The sequence below is a fragment of the Thermoflexibacter ruber genome, from assembly GCF_900113045.1.
GTDB classification, from domain to species: Bacteria; Bacteroidota; Bacteroidia; order Cytophagales; family Thermoflexibacteraceae; genus Thermoflexibacter; species Thermoflexibacter ruber.
In genome coordinates, this window is sequence record NZ_FONY01000035.1 from 1 (window position 1) to 18,476 (window position 18,476).

General features: G+C 36.8%; 16 protein-coding genes. 10 read left to right on the forward strand and 6 right to left on the reverse strand.

Features of this window, described 5'->3' with window-relative positions; genetic code table 11:
• Positions 1–308, forward strand: a 308-nt coding sequence (locus tag BM141_RS17020) for a transposase (protein WP_143090970.1), incomplete at its 5' end; no start/stop codon positions are given.
• Between the two features lie 135 nt (positions 309–443).
• On the opposite strand, the gene BM141_RS17025 is transcribed toward BM141_RS17020, so the two are convergent.
• Positions 444–2,324: a DUF4139 domain-containing protein gene (locus tag BM141_RS17025; protein WP_177217428.1), complete on the reverse strand. Its 1,881-nt coding sequence runs from the start codon at positions 2,322–2,324 to the stop codon at positions 444–446.
• A gap of 108 nt (positions 2,325–2,432) precedes the next feature.
• On the reverse strand, positions 2,433–3,659 hold the full coding sequence (locus BM141_RS17030) for a TlpA disulfide reductase family protein (RefSeq protein ID WP_245764093.1): 1,227 nt from the start codon (positions 3,657–3,659) through the stop codon (positions 2,433–2,435).
• Between the two features lie 149 nt (positions 3,660–3,808).
• On the opposite strand from BM141_RS17030, the gene BM141_RS17035 reads away from it, so the two are divergent.
• Positions 3,809–5,461 carry a UxaA family hydrolase gene (locus BM141_RS17035; RefSeq protein ID WP_091548675.1) on the forward strand — a complete coding sequence of 551 codons (1,653 nt, stop codon included), beginning with the start codon at positions 3,809–3,811 and terminating at the stop codon, positions 5,459–5,461.
• 24 nt (positions 5,462–5,485) lie between these two features.
• Here the strand turns inward: BM141_RS17035 and BM141_RS17040 are convergent, their stop codons facing one another.
• Together BM141_RS17040 and BM141_RS17045 are read right to left on the reverse strand one after the other, a co-directional pair.
• Positions 5,486–6,178: a CBS domain-containing protein gene (locus BM141_RS17040; RefSeq protein WP_245764094.1), complete on the reverse strand. Its 693-nt coding sequence runs from the start codon at positions 6,176–6,178 to the stop codon at positions 5,486–5,488.
• A gap of 5 nt (positions 6,179–6,183) precedes the next feature.
• Positions 6,184–6,945: an alpha/beta fold hydrolase gene (locus BM141_RS17045; protein WP_091548676.1), complete on the reverse strand. Its 762-nt coding sequence runs from the start codon at positions 6,943–6,945 to the stop codon at positions 6,184–6,186.
• 315 nt (positions 6,946–7,260) lie between these two features.
• Between BM141_RS17045 and BM141_RS17050 the strand changes: the two genes are divergently transcribed.
• Positions 7,261–7,782: a toxin-antitoxin system YwqK family antitoxin gene (locus BM141_RS17050; protein ID WP_143090971.1), complete on the forward strand. Its 522-nt coding sequence runs from the start codon at positions 7,261–7,263 to the stop codon at positions 7,780–7,782.
• A 2-nt stretch (positions 7,783–7,784) separates the two neighbouring features.
• On the opposite strand, the gene BM141_RS23800 is transcribed toward BM141_RS17050, so the two are convergent.
• Positions 7,785–7,919, reverse strand: a complete 135-nt coding sequence (locus BM141_RS23800; protein ID WP_091548678.1) for a Flp family type IVb pilin — start codon at positions 7,917–7,919, stop codon at positions 7,785–7,787.
• Positions 7,920–8,063: 144 nt separating this feature from the next.
• On the opposite strand from BM141_RS23800, the gene BM141_RS17060 reads away from it, so the two are divergent.
• The 4 genes from BM141_RS17060 (at position 8,064) to BM141_RS17075 (ending at position 13,529) form a co-directional block, all read left to right on the forward strand.
• The gene (locus tag BM141_RS17060) at positions 8,064–10,850 is read left to right on the forward strand and encodes a CHAT domain-containing tetratricopeptide repeat protein (protein WP_091548679.1); all 2,787 of its coding nucleotides are present in this window, start codon (positions 8,064–8,066) and stop codon (positions 10,848–10,850) included.
• A 196-nt stretch (positions 10,851–11,046) separates the two neighbouring features.
• Positions 11,047–12,333: a citrate synthase gene (locus BM141_RS17065; RefSeq protein WP_091548680.1), complete on the forward strand. Its 1,287-nt coding sequence runs from the start codon at positions 11,047–11,049 to the stop codon at positions 12,331–12,333.
• Positions 12,334–12,418: 85 nt separating this feature from the next.
• Complete coding sequence (locus tag BM141_RS17070) at positions 12,419–12,952, forward strand: hypothetical protein (protein ID WP_091548681.1); 534 nt, start codon at positions 12,419–12,421, stop codon at positions 12,950–12,952.
• A 37-nt stretch (positions 12,953–12,989) separates the two neighbouring features.
• The gene (locus BM141_RS17075) at positions 12,990–13,529 is read left to right on the forward strand and encodes a hypothetical protein (protein WP_091548682.1); all 540 of its coding nucleotides are present in this window, start codon (positions 12,990–12,992) and stop codon (positions 13,527–13,529) included.
• Here the strand turns inward: BM141_RS17075 and BM141_RS17080 are convergent, their stop codons facing one another.
• Positions 13,530–14,927 carry a TlpA family protein disulfide reductase gene (locus BM141_RS17080; protein ID WP_091548683.1) on the reverse strand — a complete coding sequence of 466 codons (1,398 nt, stop codon included), beginning with the start codon at positions 14,925–14,927 and terminating at the stop codon, positions 13,530–13,532.
• An 85-nt stretch (positions 14,928–15,012) separates the two neighbouring features.
• Here BM141_RS17080 and BM141_RS17085 point away from each other — a divergent pair, with 85 nt between their 5' ends.
• From BM141_RS17085 to BM141_RS17095, 3 genes are all read left to right on the forward strand, one after another.
• Positions 15,013–15,600, forward strand: coding sequence for a Crp/Fnr family transcriptional regulator (locus BM141_RS17085; protein ID WP_221407701.1), 588 nt, complete (start codon positions 15,013–15,015; stop codon positions 15,598–15,600).
• 176 nt (positions 15,601–15,776) lie between these two features.
• Positions 15,777–16,652: an alpha/beta fold hydrolase gene (locus BM141_RS17090; protein ID WP_091548684.1), complete on the forward strand. Its 876-nt coding sequence runs from the start codon at positions 15,777–15,779 to the stop codon at positions 16,650–16,652.
• A 141-nt stretch (positions 16,653–16,793) separates the two neighbouring features.
• The gene (locus tag BM141_RS17095) at positions 16,794–18,407 is read left to right on the forward strand and encodes a 7TM diverse intracellular signaling domain-containing protein (protein WP_177217429.1); all 1,614 of its coding nucleotides are present in this window, start codon (positions 16,794–16,796) and stop codon (positions 18,405–18,407) included.
• Positions 18,408–18,476: the final 69 nt, after the last annotated feature.

Sequence of the window (18,476 nt, forward strand, 5' to 3'; positions counted from 1 at the left end):
AAGAATTTGCAGAAAGAAACTTGCACTTAATCACTAAGTTAAGAGCTAATATGAAGAAAAATCAAGTATTAACAGAACCACAAGCCTATTATTTAAGGCATAGAGGATTGATAGAAACTGCTTTCGATGTACTTAAAAATCAACTAAATATAGAACATTCAAGGCACAGAAGCCCTAAAAATTTTCTTATTAATTTGCTGGCAGGCTTAATTGCTTATACATTTTTGGAAAAAACACCAAACATAAAAGCATATCCACAAAAATTAGAGGACAAACAAATTGTATTTATTCAAGAAAATGTAAAATAATTCACGTTATAATAGGATAGTCATATTTGATAGCGTTGCGGATAAAAGTGAATCCTGAAACTTTCATTGGTGGAGAAGATTGATGGAATGATATAAAAAATAATAAATTTAAAATGTAATTTAATTTTGAATGATTTAATCAAGGACAACTATTTGATTTTTAGGATATTTTACACTATACCTGAATAAATGTTTCTTTTCCTGCTTTGGAGAAAGTTCATATTTCCAAGTAAGTATCTTTGTTTCCTTATCTAATTGTGCTTCCTTGTATTCTTGCTCATCAATACTTATTTCTTTAGTGGTAGAAATAGGAAACTGGTCTTGTAAAATAATTTTGATACTTTGTGATTTGTTATTTCTTACAGATATTTCGTAGGTTCTGCTTTCAGTTTTATAACTGCTCAAAAACTGTTTACTTGAAAACTCCCTAAGCCTCTTGCGTTCTATGACAATGCCCTTGTCTTTGCCCAAAGAAATATTGAGTGTATCACCTGCACTGCGCACATCTAAAATAGACTTTCCTAAGAATGCTCCCTCAAAGAACAAACTTACTTCGCCTTCTAAAAGATTAAGTTCCTGCCAATCAACGATTTTTGCTGTTAAATAAGCCTCTTTTTCTAATTTAGGAACGGCAAAATACTCATATAAAGCAGGTACAGTTAGAGTTTTAATATCTACAGTATAAACTTTGCCATCATTTAAAATAGTGTATGGCATTTCAATATCAAACGTCAAAGTCGTTGGCTGATATTTTTCAGTAGTTTCCAGTGGAATAGAACTATTACCACGAATTTTTAACCTTTCTTTTTTCGCAACCCCGTAACCTACTACTACAACTTCTTGAAGTTGCTTCATATCGGGCTTTAAAGCTACGTCTATGATATTTGAATTAATAAGTACCTCCTCACTGGCAAAACCGACAAATGAAAAAACTAAACTTTGAGCATTCTCAGGAAGTTTGAGGGAATAGTTACCGTTAATATCTGTAACTGTTCCTATGGTTGTTCCTTTTATTACGATATTAACTCCCGGTATAACCGTTCCGTCTGTTTGGTCTATTACTTTACCAGATACTTCACTTCCTTTTCCCGTTATCCTTACTCCCGCAGTTCTGCCTTGTAATGCGTTTGTAAAATTGCTCTGGGGATAGCCCAAACGCAAATACCATGCTTGTAAAGAAGGGGCTATCCCACTTTCTGTAGGATTACCATTGGAAATAGTGAGTTTTACGTCTTTCCAATCCTCGCCTGAGTTTTGGAAAATATTTGCCTTAAAGACCAACTCAATAGGATTTGCAATATCTTTTACTCTCAAATCGTAGTTGGCAAACCAACCTACATCTTTAACAAAATAGGTCAATTCAAACATAGCATTGGCACTTTCTTTGGCAGAAATCGTAACCAACACCTCGCTGGTGGCAAAATCTTTGGGTTGATTGAGGGCTTTTAGTTGTTGCTCAGTTTTATGAATACTGCTGTCTAACTTTTGGATACCTTCCTCAATTTCTATTTGCTTTAATAATACTTCACTAAGCCTATTCCTTTGAAAATCTACGGCTTCTTTTAAATCGGAAGTCTTTACCCCAGTATTAGTCCCTCCAATCGATTGATTTTTGATAAGCATAGCCTCCTCATTTTTGAAAACAGCGAGCATATTCTTTTCTATCTTCAGTTTATTTTTTAATACTTCTCTCTGGCTTTCTAATATCTTTGTTTCTTCTCGCCTTTTCTGTTCGTTGAGATAGTTAGTTTGGTGAATAACTGATAAGATAGTAAAATTACCTTCTCCTTTTACCTGAATGCTTTGCTTTTCAATATTAGGTGAAATTCCCGCAAAAACTAATTCTGTTTTGCCTTGTGTTATTGAAACTTTTGCTTTGCGTGTAACCTGCCCACCATTGGTAAAAATAGTTACTTTTTCGATAGTTGAGGAAACTTTTTGTTGTTTGGACTGAGCCAGCAAGGAATGAATAGATATGACTACAAGGAAAATCAACCAAGTGTATTTTTGTTTCATGCTAAAATTTATCATTAATACTTGTTCTATGAGTCATTAAGAAGCTAAAATCTGATTTATTAATTTACTTTAAATCAGTATATTTACTCAATTTGTGTATTAAAAATTCTACTGATGCTCTTCCAAAAGTTTATTGACAAAGTTTTTGAAGTCCTCTGTGAGTTCTTCGTAATAAGCACCTGTACCCGGACCTGCAAAACCTGTATGGATTTTGCGCACTTTCCCTTGTTTATCTATAAAGATAGTCGTAGGGAAGGCGGCAACTCGGTTGAGCATGGGCAAGGCAGCAGAGGCATTGTCTTGCGTACCTGCAATCAGCACATCGTACTGAACATCAAACCTTTTCATCAATTTTTCAACTCTTGCTTTAGCTTCCTCAAAAACAGCACTTCGCTCAAAGGCTAAGCCAATGATGGCTAAGTTTTTTTTCTTATTCTTTTTATAATAGTTAGCCAAAAAGATAGTTTCGTCCATGCAGTTAGGACACCAAGAACCCAAAATCTGAATGACTACGACTTTATTTTTGAACTTGCTATCAGAAAGAGAAATTTTGTTGCCCTTAGTATCAGGAAAGGAAAAATCTAATTTGTCATAGCCCTCTTTCAAAAAAGTAATTTTCTCCACATCAGGTAGAGAGGCATTAGCATTTTTAGAGGCTACCCACTTTCTAAACAAAGATTTTCCAGAAAAAAACTCTCCTTTCAGAGTTCCGTCTGCTTGTTTTTCTGCTTTAAAAAGGTAGAGATGCTCTCCGTCAAAGGCAGAAAGTTGGAAGGCACTGCCCTCTACGATTCCTTCTAAGTAGCGATAATCTCCCGACGGAGTTAAGAATGTGCCTGTCAGTAAGTTATCTTTTTGCTCAAAAACGCCCACAGCTTGGATAGAATCGCCGTTGTCTTTGATAAAATAGGCTTGCCACTTTCCAGCAAAATCAGCAGTGGCAGGTGCATATTTTTCTTTAAATCTATATTTTAAGCCGTGTGTTGCAGAAAAAGGCAGGTGATAATCGTTCTTAGGTGTATTTTTTACAAATTCTCCCTCTAAAGTTTTTTCATTTACCTTCGCTACAAGGTAAGCATCAAATACGTGCAAAATCACTTTAACAGAATCTTTGAAAAATACTATTTCATCAAGCAGCAATCGTTCCTTGCCGTTGATGAGATGTATGACTGATTTATCCTCTTTTTTGCTTACTTCAAAGTTAAAAGGTAATTGCTGCCCTTGTATTTCAATGACAGCTCGCCAAATGCCTAAGGTAAGACTATTTTGTGCTTTCCCAAAAGAAAAAGAAAAGACACATACAAGAAATAGAAATAGTATTTTTTTTATTTGCATAACCAATCATTGATTTGTTTGCTCACAAAGGTAAAATAAAGACTTTATTTTATTTGTCTTGTCAAAGACATTTTGAATAAATCTGTAAATTAGCCTAATTTTATATTGCAAAATTAGCAAATTTTAAACTAAATCTAAGAAGTATCATAATGAAAAACAAGGTTTTAAAAATACATCAAGAAGATAACGTGATAGTTGCCCTGAGCGATTTGAAAGCAGGGGAAGTAATAAGTTGGGACGGTGTGGACTATGTGCTTTTGGAAAATATTAATGCAAAGCACAAGTTTGCTATGCAAGATTTTCAGGAAGGAGATTTAGTAAAAATGTATGGTGTGGTCATTGGTAAAGCAGTTAAAACCATCTCAAAAGGACAGGCAATCACTACCCAAAATGTAAAACATCAAACTGAGGATACCTTAATCAAAGATAGCAAAATACAATGGCAAGTGCCAGAAGTGAGCCAATGGAAAGATAAAACCTTTTTAGGCTATCATCGCAAAGACGGAAAAGTAGGTACAGCTAACTATTGGATTGTCATTCCCTTAGTATTTTGTGAAAACAGAAATATACTCACTATACAGAAAATTTTGGAAAAAGAATTGGGCTATGATACAGGTACTTCTTATCAGATAGATGTGCAAAATTTAATTAAAGCCTATCAAAACGGAAAATCTACGGAGGAGATTTTGTCTGTAGAGGTATTGGAAGAAAAGAATTTGAGTAAGCAAAAAAGAATATTTCCTAATGTAGATGGAATTAAGTTTTTAACTCATCAGGGCGGTTGTGGAGGCACTCGCCAAGACGCAGAGGCTCTTTGTGCTTTGCTGGCGGGTTACATCAACAATCCTAACGTAGCGGGAGCGACAGTGTTAAGTTTAGGCTGTCAAAATGCACAGATAAGTATGTTGAAAAAATACTTGGAGCTATTCTCACCTGACATAGCCAAACCTGTATTTTTCTTAGAACAACAAAAGAGCTTATCAGAAAAAGAATTTATTGCTGAAGCAGTGAAAAAAACCTTTGTTGGTTTGGTAGAGGCAAACAAAGTAAGTCGCCAACCTGCTCCTTTGAGCAAGTTAGTATTAGGCTTAGAGTGTGGAGGGTCTGATGGGTTTTCAGGTATCTCTGCCAATCCTACGCTGGGCTATGCCTCTGATTTGTTGGTAGCTTTGGGAGGAACAGCCGTACTTGCCGAATTTCCTGAACTCAATGGCGTGGAGCGGGAATTGGTCAGTCGTTGTATTACAGAGGCAAGTGCAGAGAAATTTATGCAACTGATGAACGCCTATAATCAAAGAGCGAAGGCAGTAGGGTCTGGTTTTGAGATGAATCCCTCTCCCGGTAACATCAAAGATGGTCTAATTACCGATGCGATGAAGTCAGCAGGAGCGGCAAAAAAAGGGGGTACTTCTCCTATTACTGATGTATTGGATTACACGGAGCAAATCACTAAATCAGGACTAAACTTGCTTTGTACACCGGGCAATGATGTCGAGTCGACTACTGCCTTGGCTGGCTCTGGGGTGAACTTAATAGTATTTACTACTGGCTTAGGTACGCCTACGGGCAATCCTATTGTCCCTACGATTAAAATGTCAAGCAATACTCACTTATACAAAAAGATGAATGACATCATAGATTTTGATGCAGGAACGGTTATTACAGGCGAAGATAGCATTGAAAGCAGAGGGGCAGATTTATTAGATTTTATCATACGAGTAGCAAGTGGAGAAATCACTCCTAAGGCAGTACAACTGAAACAAGACGATTTTATCCCTTGGAAAAGAGGAGTTTCTTTGTAAATATTTGCGTACTTCTGATTTCTTTTACATGTCCAAATACTTCAAAAGCATATCCAAGCGTTCTTGATTGCTGTAGTTTGGCTCAGCATTGTGAAAGCTTGCCACTACGTCATAATCGAAACGCTCTAAGGTGGCTATGATGCGCGTCAGGTCAGCACTGTTGAGTTTGAGGGTAAGTTTCATTTTCCGAGGCTCAAGAGGGTCTGGGGCTACGTAGCTACTGAGGATTTTTGCATTATTAGACTCTATTAAGCGAGCTATTTCGGTCATAGAATAGTCATAGTCTTGCATAGAAAGCACTAAAATCCCGCCGGGGTCTTGGAGAGCGTAAGTATTGGCTAAGGCAGAGGTCGTATCGTTAAGAGAGATGACACCTTTGTACTTTCCAAACTCGTCTAGTACAGGTACAGTTTGTATGTAGTGAGCATGAGCAACTTTTATTACTTCGTAAAAATGTTGATATTCACTTACATATACTTCTTTGAATTTTAATGGGAACTGACCGATAGTAGCGTCTAATTGTGTAGAATCCAGCAAATCTTCTTCAGTTATCATTCCAAGATATTCTCCTTCTTCGACTACGGCTAACTGATTTACTCTGAATTGATTCATCCAATCCATAGCTTTTTGCACTGTATCAGTTTTTTTTAGTGGAGGAATCAGCGAATTTAAAAAATCCCGCGCCACCATGTAATCTGCAATTTGGGTTTCTGCCATGACTTTCAAATTTTATTTTTTTCCAAAAACTTCGCTGTATATTGGTTAAAAATGTCGGGATGCTCCATCATAGGCGCATGACCGCATTTGTCTATAAATCGTAGTTCTGTATCAGGTAGCAAATTATCAAACTCATGTGCTACCAAAGGAGGTGTAATCGTATCGTTCAGCCCCCAAACTAACAGCGTTGGTACTTTGATATACTCCAAATCTTTTGCCATATTGTGTCTTTGAGCAGATTTTGCTACGGCAACTATGCACAAACATTTAGAAATACTGTTAGTTACTTCAAACACTTCATCTACCAATTCCTTAGTAGCCACTCGGGGGTCGTAGAAAGTATAAGCTACCCTTTCTTGCACATATTCGTAATTGCCTCGTTTAGGATAAGAACCGCCCATGCTATCCTCAAATAAGCCCGAGCTTCCTGTAAGGACTAATCTCTTTACTTTGTTTTGATTCCTTAGGGTATAGATTAAACCAATATGCCCTCCCAAAGAATTACCCAAGATAGTGAGCTTATCTAAGTTCTTAAATGCAACAAATCGTTCTGTAAACTTGACCAAACCCTCTACGCCTGCTTCTCTGAGTGGTAGGGAATAGATTGGCAACATAGGAATAATAATCCTATGAGTTCGAGAGAAGTGATTTACCACACCTGCCCAGTTACTTAACGCTCCAAAAAGCCCGTGCAGTAAGAGCATGACCTCGCCTTGCCCTTCGTCTATAAACTTAAACTCTCCTTCAGATTTGACATTGAACTGCATATCAATCTTAACGCTTTTTATTCTGACTTGTTTTATTACAAACTTAATAAAATAATTTGCTTTTCAAAATGCTTATTTATTTTCTAATCTATTTTTAACAATTTGTAAAGATAAATCAATGCCAGAGCAGTACCTTACAAAAATTGATAGAGGTCAAGATATATTATGTAAATTAAAACCATTTTTATTGCTCTTTTTTTCGTAAGTTACAAAAATAAAATTATATTCGCAATAATATGAGTATTTGTTTATCAAATACTTAACCATTTATCATTGTATTAGTATAAAACCTTGTACTACCCATCTCAAAGACCTATGAAAACACCAAAAAACTATTCCAGATTCCAGAGGCTTGTATTGGTATTCCTTATGCTTTATTCATTCCAGATTCCAGATTTACTTGCCCAATCCATTCCCTCCAGTCCTAACCAAATGGAAAATGGCAAGCGGCAAGGGAAGTGGACTCTCCTGCTCGACGAGAAAAAGAGCAGAGTCGACAGCCTCCAATATGCTACCTACTACCGCCTCATCACCTACCAAGACGGCAAACCCGTAGGCATAACCCAAGATTACTACCTGAGCGGAAAGCTACAAATGCAGGGCAAACTCATCTCCGAAGGGCTATCCACTAAGTACGAAGGCATAGTAACTTATTACCGCCCCAATGGCAAAAAGGACTACGAGGAAAAGTATGAAAATGGCAAGTCAGTTGGAAAAACCTATTTTAACCTGAACGGAAGTGTGGTAAAAGTGGACTGGGAAAAACTGCACGATGAAGGAATGTTTACAAAACACCTTTCTATTTTTCTATTCAATAGGAAGATGTTTTTTTTATAAAACTAATTTATCCTTATCTGCTGCCCTAACAAACGAAAAGCAAGAATCACAGCAACAGATATTAAAGCAGCTATTAAAGCATACTCAATTGCAGTTGCTTCTACAGAGCAAAGAATAGCACTTAAATTTAACAACATAGTTTTAATGTTTTAGAAGTTGAATAAATTAATACCACAACTTAGTATTTAATTTTTTGATTTCCCTAAATTGCTTGTAGCAAGTTACTACATAAAATTTGATATTTTCAAGAATTTTTGCATAAATTTTAAACAAAAAACACCATGAAATCACTATTATTTATATTGTCTGCCCTTTTTAGTACGCTTACCACTTATTCCACTACTGCCCAATCGTGGAAGGAACTGGATAGCTTGGGAATACAACTATCCACAGAAGGTAAATACAAAGAGAGTATAACTTTTTTTGAAAAAGCACTTAAACAAGTAGAAAGAGAATTGGGTCGTGAAGATACGGCTTTTGTATGGGTTTCTTATAATCTTGCCAGTGCTTACTCTTACCAACGTTTGTATGATAAAGCAGAAATTTACTTAACTAACGCCAAAGAAATTTATGAAAAAATCAAAGGAAAAAATAATGAAGAATATGCCAGCATACTGACTGACTTGGCGATTGCTTATAAAAATCAGGGATTTTATTCCAAAGCAGAACCTACTTTTTTAGAAGCTCAAAACCTAATAGAAAAGCTAAATGGTAAAGAAAGTAGCAATTATGTTAATGCTTTAGGAAATTTGGCAGATATGTATAGTGCACAAGGATTTTACATACAAGCAGAAAATCTAAATATAGAAGCAAAAAATATAAGTGAAAAATTTTTTGGAAAAAAAAGTATAGAATATGCAATTGCACTAAATAATGTGGCAGGAACTTATTACGGGAGAGGCTTATTTGAAGAAGTTGTACCTTTTTATGAGGAAGTAAAAGAAATCATGGAGAAGAATGACCCTATGTATTATAGCATAGCCTTGAACAATTTGGCTTTTACTTACAATAATTTATCCCTTTATGACAAAGCAGAAAAATTATTTTTTGAGAAAAATCAATTAATAGAAAAATTATATGGTCAAGAACATTTAGATTACGCCCAAGCATTGAGCAACACCGCAAGACATTACTATACTCGTGGTTTATTTAACAAGGCTGATTCATTTAGCCAGATTGCTAAAACAATTAGGGGAAAAATAGCAGGACAAGAATCCCTTACTTATGCAGAGTCATTAGCTGATGTGGGAATGTGCGCTTATGAATTGAAAAATTATGATGAGGCAGAATCATTCCTTACACTTGCAAAAGCAATAAGGGAAAAAATATTGGGAGAAACTCACCCATTAACTATTAGTTCTTTGGACAATTTAGCCGACTTATATAATTCTAAGGCAGATTTTGAGAAAGCAGGAGCTTACTTTACGAAAGTAATAGATGTCAAATTAAATGAATTACAAAAGAATTACATTAACCTAAATGAGTATCAGAAAAAAAATTATACAGAAAAGATAAACCTTTATTTTACTCACTTTTATAAATGTATAATCCATATTTTAGAAAAACAGCCCGATTATGAGGGCTTGCCTCTTTTGTTGCAAACTGTCTTTACCCTTCGTTTGGTAACAAAGGGCTTACTTTTATCAGAAACTACAAAAATGAGGAAGCAAATTTTAGCAAGTGGAGATACAAGTCTGAAATATCAGTTTGAAAAATGGCAAGCACTAAAGAACAGTATTTCCAGAGCCTACAATCTTTCTATTGCTCAAAGGGAAAAACAAGGCATAGACATCATTAAACTGGAAGCAGAGGCAAACGATATGGAAAAACAACTTTCGGCTCGCTCTGCGGATTTTGCCTCTGTCTTTACCTCCCCTACCTATACTTACCAAGATATTCAAAAAAAATTAGGCGAAAATGAGGTAGCCATAGAGATGATAAAAGGACGTAGAATAAATTGGCAAAAAGAAAAAGCAGATACGACTTTTTATTACTTGGCATTGGTGCTTACCCCCAATGACCTTTTCCCTGTTCTTATGGATAATGGGAAGGAAATGGACAGCCTACATTTTATTGCCCATAGGCGTTCCATAGGAGCAGGCACAGGCGACTACGGCTATGCTATCTATTGGGGAAAAATAGCCCAAGCCATAGAAAAACACACTCAAAATAAAATTGCTAAGGTCTATCTCTCTCCTGATGGCATCTATCATCAAATCAACCTTTATACCCTCTTGAATCCTCATACACAACGCTTTCTGATAGAAGACTATGACCTAACTCTATTGACCAATCTCAAAGAAATAGTAGAAAATCAAAAACAAGAAAATATCACAAAAACCGCTTTCCTCTTAGGCAGACCTAAGTACAATCTCAGCAAGAGCCAACACGAGCAGGTACTTGCTTCTTTGGATAGCCAGCGAGGTAAGGACAGAGAACCTTCCAATGTAAAGTCAGCCGTAGAAACAACATGGGGAGAGCTAATAGGCACAGAAAAAGAAGTAAAGTTTATAGATTCCCTGCTCCGCCAAGCCCAATGGCAAACCCATACTTTTTTAGCGGAGCAAGCCGTAGAAGAAAGAATAAAACAAGTGCAAAACCCTGCTATCCTTCACTTGGCTACACATGGTTATTTTCACAAAACCACTGGCAGAAATAACCAACAGGGGATGTTAAACTCAGGCATAGTCTTAGCTGGGGTCAATACCCAAGACAAAGGTAGCGACAAGGAAGACGGGGTACTCACTGCCTTAGAAGCAAGTAACCTTTCCTTAGACCAAACCGAACTGGTCGTACTTTCCGCTTGCGAAACGGGCTTAGGCAAGGTAGCTACTGGGGAAGGGGTCTATGGCTTGCAGCGCGGCTTCAAAGTAGCTGGAGCTAAAACCATCATCATGTCCCTTTGGAGAGTTAGTGATGCTGTTACCCAAGAGATGATGCGCCTATTTTACCAATTTTGGCTGTCAGGGAAAACAAAACAACAAGCTTTCAAAAAAGCACAGCAAGAAATGAAAACTAAATACAACTCTCCCTATCTTTGGGGAGCGTTTGTCATGGTTGGAGAGTAAATTATTCGCCTTTTTCAAACAATTTTCACCTTAAATTGCTTTGTAATTGTGAAATAATCCATTAGATTGCATTAAAAAGTAACTCTGTGGATTTTTTTACTTTTGCGCTTCATTGCATTACCCAAATAAAGCCATTATATTTGGCAGTGTAAGTAATGGAAAATCATTCAAACAACATATATAAACTCAGATTATAATGTCAAAAACCGCACAATTGCACTACGACGGCAAGGTCTATGAGTTGCCGATAGTCGAAGGAACAGAAAACGAATTGGCTTTGGATATTTCCAAGTTGCGCGACCAAACAGGGCTTGTAACCTTAGACATAGGATATAAGAATACAGGCGCAACTAAGAGTGCTATTACTTTTTTAGATGGTGATTTGGGCATTTTGAGGTACAGGGGGTATTCTATTGAGGAACTTGCCGAAAAAGCATCATTCTTAGAAGTAGCCTACTTGCTAATTTATGGTGAACTACCAAACAAAGAAACCTTTGAAAAGTTCAAAAAAGACATTACTTTGCATACCCTTGTGCATGAGGATATGCGCAAGATTTTTGATGGTTTCCCTGCTTCGGCTCACCCTATGGGCGTACTTTCTTCTTTGGTATGCTCGCTGACAGCCTTCTATCCTGCCTCTTTGAACCCCAATCGTAGCCCAGATGCAGTGAATTTGACTATCATTCGCTTGTTAGCCAAAATGCCAACGATTGCTGCATGGTCTTACAAAAATGAAATGGGGCACCCGCTCAACTATCCTAACAACGCCTTGGATTACTGTGCCAACTTTTTGTATATGATGTTTGCCTACCCTACTGAAAAGTACGAGCCAGACCCAGTAGTAGTAGATGCACTTAATAAGTTACTCATTTTACATGCTGACCACGAGCAGAACTGCTCAACTTCTACGGTGCGTATCGTAGGGTCTTCGCAAGCAAGTTTGTACTCTGCCGTTGCCGCAGGTATCAATGCCCTTTGGGGTCCTTTGCATGGAGGGGCTAACCAAGAGGTAATAGAGATGTTGGAGATGATTCAGGCTGACGGCGGCAATATTCAGAAATATGTGGACAAAGCGAAAGACAAAAACGACACCTTCCGCTTGATGGGCTTTGGGCATAGGGTTTATAAAAACTTTGACCCAAGAGCGAGAATCATCAAAGTAGCTTGTGATAACATTCTCAATAAGTTAGGCATACATGACCCCTTATTGGAGATAGCAAAAAAGTTGGAAGAAATTGCACTCAAAGACCCTTACTTTGTGGAAAGAAAACTATATCCTAACGTAGATTTCTATTCAGGTATCATCTACAAAGCCATAGGTATCCCAACAGAGATGTTTACGGTGATGTTTGCCTTAGGTCGCCTCCCCGGTTGGATAGCTCAGTGGAGAGAACTAAATATGTCCCGCGAGCCTATCGGCAGACCCCGACAAATCTATATCGGTGAGAAAGAAAGAAAATACGTACCAATGGAAAACAGATAGTAGCTTATAATAAAATCTTAAACAACTGCTTGTAATTACTTGTTTTACAAATATTTACAAGTAGTTGTTTTGATAAAACAAACCTATGCGACACCTATTACTTATATTATTAGCCTCTGCTTGCCTATTTGCTTGCGGCAGTGAAAAAAAGAGCGAAGAGTCCAATAAATCCGTTCAAAATCAACTATTTAGTATCTACAAGAATTTTAATGACCTGCCTGACATCAAGGACTTCAAAATTGCGTATCGATGTGGCGAACTCATCAAACTTCCTGCTTATGCGAAAGAAAAAGAAGTAGATTTCGTAAAATATTATTTTGACAAGGATTTTACAGAAGAACAAAAACCCTTTCGGAAATTTTATCCCTTAGCCAAATTTTTGGAAGCTGATGCCCCCTGCCTCATCATTTGGGCAATGGTAGCCATAGGAGCTGACGACCCTCAGACTATCATTTATGCAAGCGTGTATAATTCCTACGACCAAGAGCAAAGTACAGAAGAACTTTTGAAAGATACTAATAGCCTGAGCGAAAATGGCTGTCTTGAAAAGTCAAGGTTTACCTTAGAAGGAGGGGCAAGGCGAAAGTATCTCTTGCATTACTCTAAGACAACTTGTTGATTACCAAGGAAGAGGCGAAGATGTACTGATAGAAAATATGTATGATATTATAGAAGGCGACCAATTAGGAATAATTGGGAACTATTACAACCAAGAGCTTTCCAGACTGATAGGTGCAGGTTCAAAGATGATGAAAATTACCTCCACCCAGATTGGCAATTTTAAACTTAATGATACATTTGACGAAAAAGAAGTAGAAAAGGAGTATGATTTGCGATATGATGCTAACTACAACGAATGGTGGCTGTACGGACAAGATACCAAAACCGTATTTTTTAAAATCACAGCCCCCAATGGGATTATAAAAAAAATAGAAGTAAGCGAATACATTGCAGAAACAGATAAAGGCATAGGCATAGGCACAAAATACCTTACACTCACCGAGATATGTCCTTCTCATGAAGTATTTTGCGCAGGTAGCTACGAGGTATCTATCAAATGCAAAAAATACCCTAATATGTTTTTCATCATGCCACGAGAAAAAGAGGTACTATGCGATGAGGGACAGGAAAAACTCAAAGCCTCACTAAATGTAAATCAAGTAATTACTTCGGTAATCATCTATGATAGTAACTGATTATTGCGAAGCTAAGGCTTTTTCAAGTTCTTTATCAATATTAGGGGAACTTGGGCGTGGTGGTCGGTTGTTGAATATTTTGCCGTCCTTGCCTATCAAAAAGTAAGTAGGCACACCATTGACTCCGTATAGTTTGTTGATTTCTGATGCCCAACCTCCTTCTGAAATCAGATGTACGCCTTCCATTTCCTTGTTTTTCACCATGTCTTTCCAAGATTTTTCATTCTCATCAATAGTAACGTATAAGAAAACCACATCTTTTCCTTTCATGCGTTCCTTCAATTTTTTAGCATGAGGAATCTCGGCAATGCAAGGTCCACACCAACTCGCCCAAATGTCTAAATATACTACTTTCCCTCTGAAATCGCTCAGGGAAACTTCTTTACCTTCTATGTCTTTGAAAGTGAACAAAGGAGCAGGTTGTCCAGGTGCTAACTTTTTCAATTCCTCATAAACTTCTGTCAATGGTGCGAGGAACTCATTTTGAGGGAAATTAGTTTTTTCTTCATGATATAATTGCTCTGCTATTTGCCAATTAGCATACTGCAAGCCATCTTTGATAAATTTTGCCCTTACAAAGTCGCCTACTTTCCCTTTCAAAAGCATATTAGCGAGTTGATACTGCTCTTTGAGATAATTCTCGTTAGTTTTGCTTTGAGCTTCTTTTTTAAGAAAGTCGTACCGATTACTGATGTAGCTTGCTACAAACTCTTGGTAATTAGGGTTTCCCATCAAGCTATCTGCTTGCAACTTAGTTTCTGCAAGGAAGACGTAGTAATTAGCAGGAATTTCTATTGGCTTATTAGGTTGGAAATAACGCATATAGCTCCCTGCATAAAGTTTGGCATTTGCCGCACCATAGAGTACATAGTTTTTGAAATGAAAGTCAAAATCTTCGCTAAATTTGGTGTTTTTTGAGGCTTCCTCGTATTTTTTTAATTGAGCATTGGCTAAGCTATCCGCAAATAGTAAAAATGCTTCTGGGGTAGTATTATACATACGTCTATACAACAAACGGGAAGAAAGCGTTTTATTCATTTCTACAAAAAAAGCATTCTCCCCTGCCCCTTTGCCACCTGTAAATTTTAATGTTTCGTCTTTCTTTGTAGCGTCATAAGTGATACTAAAATTGTCATTAGGAGAGATAAATAATTGCCAATCTCCCAAATAAGCAATTAAGCAGGAAGCAGGGATAGAAAAGTTCAGTGAGAAATTGCCTTGCTTATCGATTTTGCTCTTATGTATTACTGCCGAGTTACTCAATGGTGGATAGAATTGAAGCGTTATCTCGTCTTGCTTAGCATTAATGATTTTTCCAGAAATGCTCACTGGACTTTGTGCAAATAATCCACTCACTACGAGCAGATAGGAAAAGCATAATAAAATATTTTTTTTCATTGTTTTAGCGAATTTTAGTGAGAAAGTTAAGTAAATTTATTATTTGCTACCTATTTTGCAAAATAACCTCTTACTTTTATTTGCAGTGCTTGATACATTCCAACAAAACACAATAGAAAACTACCTCAATGCCATTCATCTACTTCCCCAAGAAGCGATGAGTGAGTTTCTATCTTATTGGGAAGTGGTTGATTTTAAGCGAAATGACTTTATTACCTTTGAAGGGCAAACGGAGCGTTACTTGTATTTTGTGTTAGAAGGTATCCAACGCTCTTTCTATATCAAAGATGATAAGGAACACGTGATTGCCTTTACCTATCCTCCTTCTTTTTCTGGTATTCCTGAATCTTTCATGACGCAAACTCCTTCGCATTACTTTTTGCAAACCATTACTGCAAGCAAGATGCTTCGTTTTTATCATGCTCATTTAGAGGAACTTTTTGACAAACACCATGCTTTGGAAAGGCTTTTCCGCAAGGCATACGAGCAGGTACTCATTGGGCTTATCCAAAGGCAATACGAGCATTTGGCTTTTTCCATAGAGGAGCGTTTCCGAGCATTTCTCAGGCGAAGCCCGCACCTGCTCAATCAAATCCCACACAAGCACTTGGCATCGTATTTGGGCATAGACGCTACGAATTTTAGCAAGTTACTCCATACAATCAAAGTCTGATTTTTAAACGTTGCTTGGTCTAAGGTTGCGTTGCGGGTGAGAACACACCGCAACAGCGAATTTCACTAAACTGCTCAATAGTATCAAAGTCTGAGTTTTCAAACGTTGGTTTATACCAAGATTTAGGAAGTCAAAATGAGGCAATTTTGTTTTGTAAAACTTAAATCTTAAATCAAATGATAGAAAACATTAGAAAACAGTCTTGGTTCGATAACGAAGCCTATCCCTTTGCTTCTCAGTATTTTCACACCCCCATAGGGAAAATGCACTACATAGACGAGGGCAAAGGCGAAGCAGTAGTTTTGGTACATGGTACGCCAGCATGGTCTTTTTTGTATAGAGATTTTATTAAGCATTTTTCAAAAACTCATCGCTGTATTGCCTTAGACCATATTGGTTTTGGTCTATCGGAAAAGCCCGAAAACTGGACGTATAGCCCCCAAGAACATGCTGAAAACTTAGAAAAACTGATTCAGCATTTGGGCTTAAAAGATATTACCTTAGTCATTCACGACTTTGGAGGGGCTATTGGCTTAGGCTACGCACTGAAATACCCCGCAAACATCAAAAAGGTAGTGCTTTTCAATACTTGGTGTTGGGAAACAAAAAGTAATCAAGAAGCACAGAAAGTAAATAAAATTTTGCATAGTTTTTTAGGTAAAATGCTTTATTTGAACTTTAATTTTTCTCCTAAAATCCTGTTCAGACAAGGATTTTACAACAAAAATAAACTATCTGCCAAAGTTCACCAACACTATGTAAAAGTATTTCCAAGCAAAAAAGACAGGTATGGCTTGCTAAAAATAGGGCAATCTATCATCGGCTCTTCAGATTGGTTTGAAGCTCTTTGGCAGGAAATGGACAAGTTAGCCGATAAGCCTTTTTTGATTATTTGGGGAATGAAAGATGAATTTATCAAGCCAGATTTTTTAGCAAAATGGGAGGCTTGCTTACGCAACTATCAGACAGTCAGGCTTGAATGTGGGCATTTTATTCAGGAAGAAATGACCACAGAGGCAATACAAGCAATGCAGTATTTTGTGGGGAAGTAGCTTTTTTTAAAATTTCCCTATCTTTACAAAAGAAAGTTGTACTTTTTCTTCTAATCAATGCCTTTTTATCTTACTTTCAAGTATTTATTGATACTCTTTTTCCTGTTGCTTATTGGGGTTTTCCCTTGCTGGGCAAAACAAATGCTACCACTTCGTGCCAATTCAACAAATATCAATTTGAAAGCATATTTGAGTATCTACAGCGATTTTTCTATGCAAGAGTCTCTCAACAGCATTATTCAGCATCAAAAAAAGGGCGATTTTAAAAAAATAGATACGCAATATATCATTTTTGGAGGTCAAGTAGCTTATCATTGGACACATTTTGTCATAGATTACCAAGATAGTCTGCCACAAACTTTTTATTTGGTGGTGGACTATCCCATTCTCAATGAGGTTCATGTGTATTTTGATGGCAAAAAACTTTCTGCTGGTGCAGACTTGCCTTTATCAATAAGAGAGTCGAAGGAACATCTTTTTGTTTTTCCTTTGGAAATAAAAAGTAAAAAAACATCTACCATTTTTATCCAAACCTTTAAACGCGAAGGTGTAGCCAAACTTCCTGTATCGCTTTACGCACCTGAAGAATATCAACAAACCTTGCAACAATCCTTTTACCTGCTTGGTGGGTACTTTGTCTTTTTATTGCTTACTATCCTGATTAACTTAGGACTATTTGTAGTTTTTCATGAAAAAGTGTATGGATTCTATGCCATTTATATCTCTGGGCTTTGGGTACATCAGTTCAACAATGCAGGGTTTGCCTCCTTATTTTGGGGAGAGAACTATCATCTGTATTTGCAAAAAGTAAATTTTATTTCTCTTACTATTTTCTCAGTGAGTTTTTTACAATTTGCCTATCACTTGCTCAATCCTCCTTCCCAAAAGCCCTTTCGTTTTTTCCAGCTATATGTTTACTATGCAAGTATATTTGCTTTTTTACTGGTGTTTCCTTTATTTATAGAAATCTCCTCTCCAAACTTCAAACTAATTCATTACTTTATTACTCGGCTTTGGTTTATCTGCTCGGTTACAGTCATGGTGATAGGAATGATGAAAAATATGCGGCAAAGAAATTGGATAGCTTACTATTTTGCTTTGAGTCTTTTACCTATGATACTGATAACCTTTTACTTTAATCTAAGAGATGGGCAAGTTATTCGCGCTTCTGATTTCTTACATTATGGTCTTCCCTTGGCAAGCACTGTAGAGATTATTTTACTTTTTGTTGCTCTATTATATCGCTTAAAATACCTACAAAAGGAAAAGGAACAGGTGTTAAAAAAACTTCAAGCAATTATTAATCAAGAAGAAAACTTAACAGAGGAAGAAAATCTTAGCAAATCCTTGCAAGAATTAGAGATTGTTACGCACCATCTACCCACTTATTTCCAAAGTAAAGCAAGTGAAGAAGAACTTGCCCAATCACATCAGAAATTAATAGAGGTGATGCAAAAAGAAAGCCCTTATTTAGATGCTACTTTGACCTTAGGCAAGTTGGCAAGTAAGCTATTTACTACTCCTCACCAACTTTCGCAAGTCATTAATCAAATAGAAGGAAAAAATTTTAATGATTTCATTAATGAGTACAGGGTACGACTTGCTCAGGAAAAACTAAAAGATGAGCAGTTCAACCACCTGACTATAGAAAGTATAGGAAAAAACTGTGGTTTCAGTTCTAAATCAACTTTTTATGCTGCTTTTAAGAAATTTACCCAAACTACCCCTACCGAGTATAGAAAAATGAAAGACTGATAATACCATCCAAACAGATTGCCGAGCTACAATCATATTGTCCGAAGTTATAATTCGGGACAACAACTG

What these genes read in the sequence shown, in the direction of transcription:
- BM141_RS17025 (WP_177217428.1), bottom strand. Translation starts at nt 2,324, where the DNA reads ATGAAACAAAAATACACTTGGTTGATTTTCCTTGTAGTCATATCTATT.
- BM141_RS17030 (WP_245764093.1), bottom strand. Translation starts at nt 3,659, where the DNA reads ATGCAAATAAAAAAAATACTATTTCTATTTCTTGTATGTGTCTTTTCT.
- BM141_RS17035 (WP_091548675.1), top strand. Translation starts at nt 3,809, where the DNA reads ATGAAAAACAAGGTTTTAAAAATACATCAAGAAGATAACGTGATAGTT.
- BM141_RS17040 (WP_245764094.1), bottom strand. Translation starts at nt 6,178, where the DNA reads ATGGCAGAAACCCAAATTGCAGATTACATGGTGGCGCGGGATTTTTTA.
- BM141_RS17045 (WP_091548676.1), bottom strand. Translation starts at nt 6,945, where the DNA reads ATGCAGTTCAATGTCAAATCTGAAGGAGAGTTTAAGTTTATAGACGAA.
- BM141_RS17050 (WP_143090971.1), top strand. Translation starts at nt 7,261, where the DNA reads ATGAAAACACCAAAAAACTATTCCAGATTCCAGAGGCTTGTATTGGTA.
- BM141_RS23800 (WP_091548678.1), bottom strand. Translation starts at nt 7,919, where the DNA reads ATGTTGTTAAATTTAAGTGCTATTCTTTGCTCTGTAGAAGCAACTGCA.
- BM141_RS17060 (WP_091548679.1), top strand. Translation starts at nt 8,064, where the DNA reads ATGAAATCACTATTATTTATATTGTCTGCCCTTTTTAGTACGCTTACC.
- BM141_RS17065 (WP_091548680.1), top strand. Translation starts at nt 11,047, where the DNA reads ATGTCAAAAACCGCACAATTGCACTACGACGGCAAGGTCTATGAGTTG.
- BM141_RS17070 (WP_091548681.1), top strand. Translation starts at nt 12,419, where the DNA reads ATGCGACACCTATTACTTATATTATTAGCCTCTGCTTGCCTATTTGCT.
- BM141_RS17075 (WP_091548682.1), top strand. Translation starts at nt 12,990, where the DNA reads ATGTATGATATTATAGAAGGCGACCAATTAGGAATAATTGGGAACTAT.
- BM141_RS17080 (WP_091548683.1), bottom strand. Translation starts at nt 14,927, where the DNA reads ATGAAAAAAAATATTTTATTATGCTTTTCCTATCTGCTCGTAGTGAGT.
- BM141_RS17090 (WP_091548684.1), top strand. Translation starts at nt 15,777, where the DNA reads ATGATAGAAAACATTAGAAAACAGTCTTGGTTCGATAACGAAGCCTAT.
- BM141_RS17095 (WP_177217429.1), top strand. Translation starts at nt 16,794, where the DNA reads ATGCTACCACTTCGTGCCAATTCAACAAATATCAATTTGAAAGCATAT.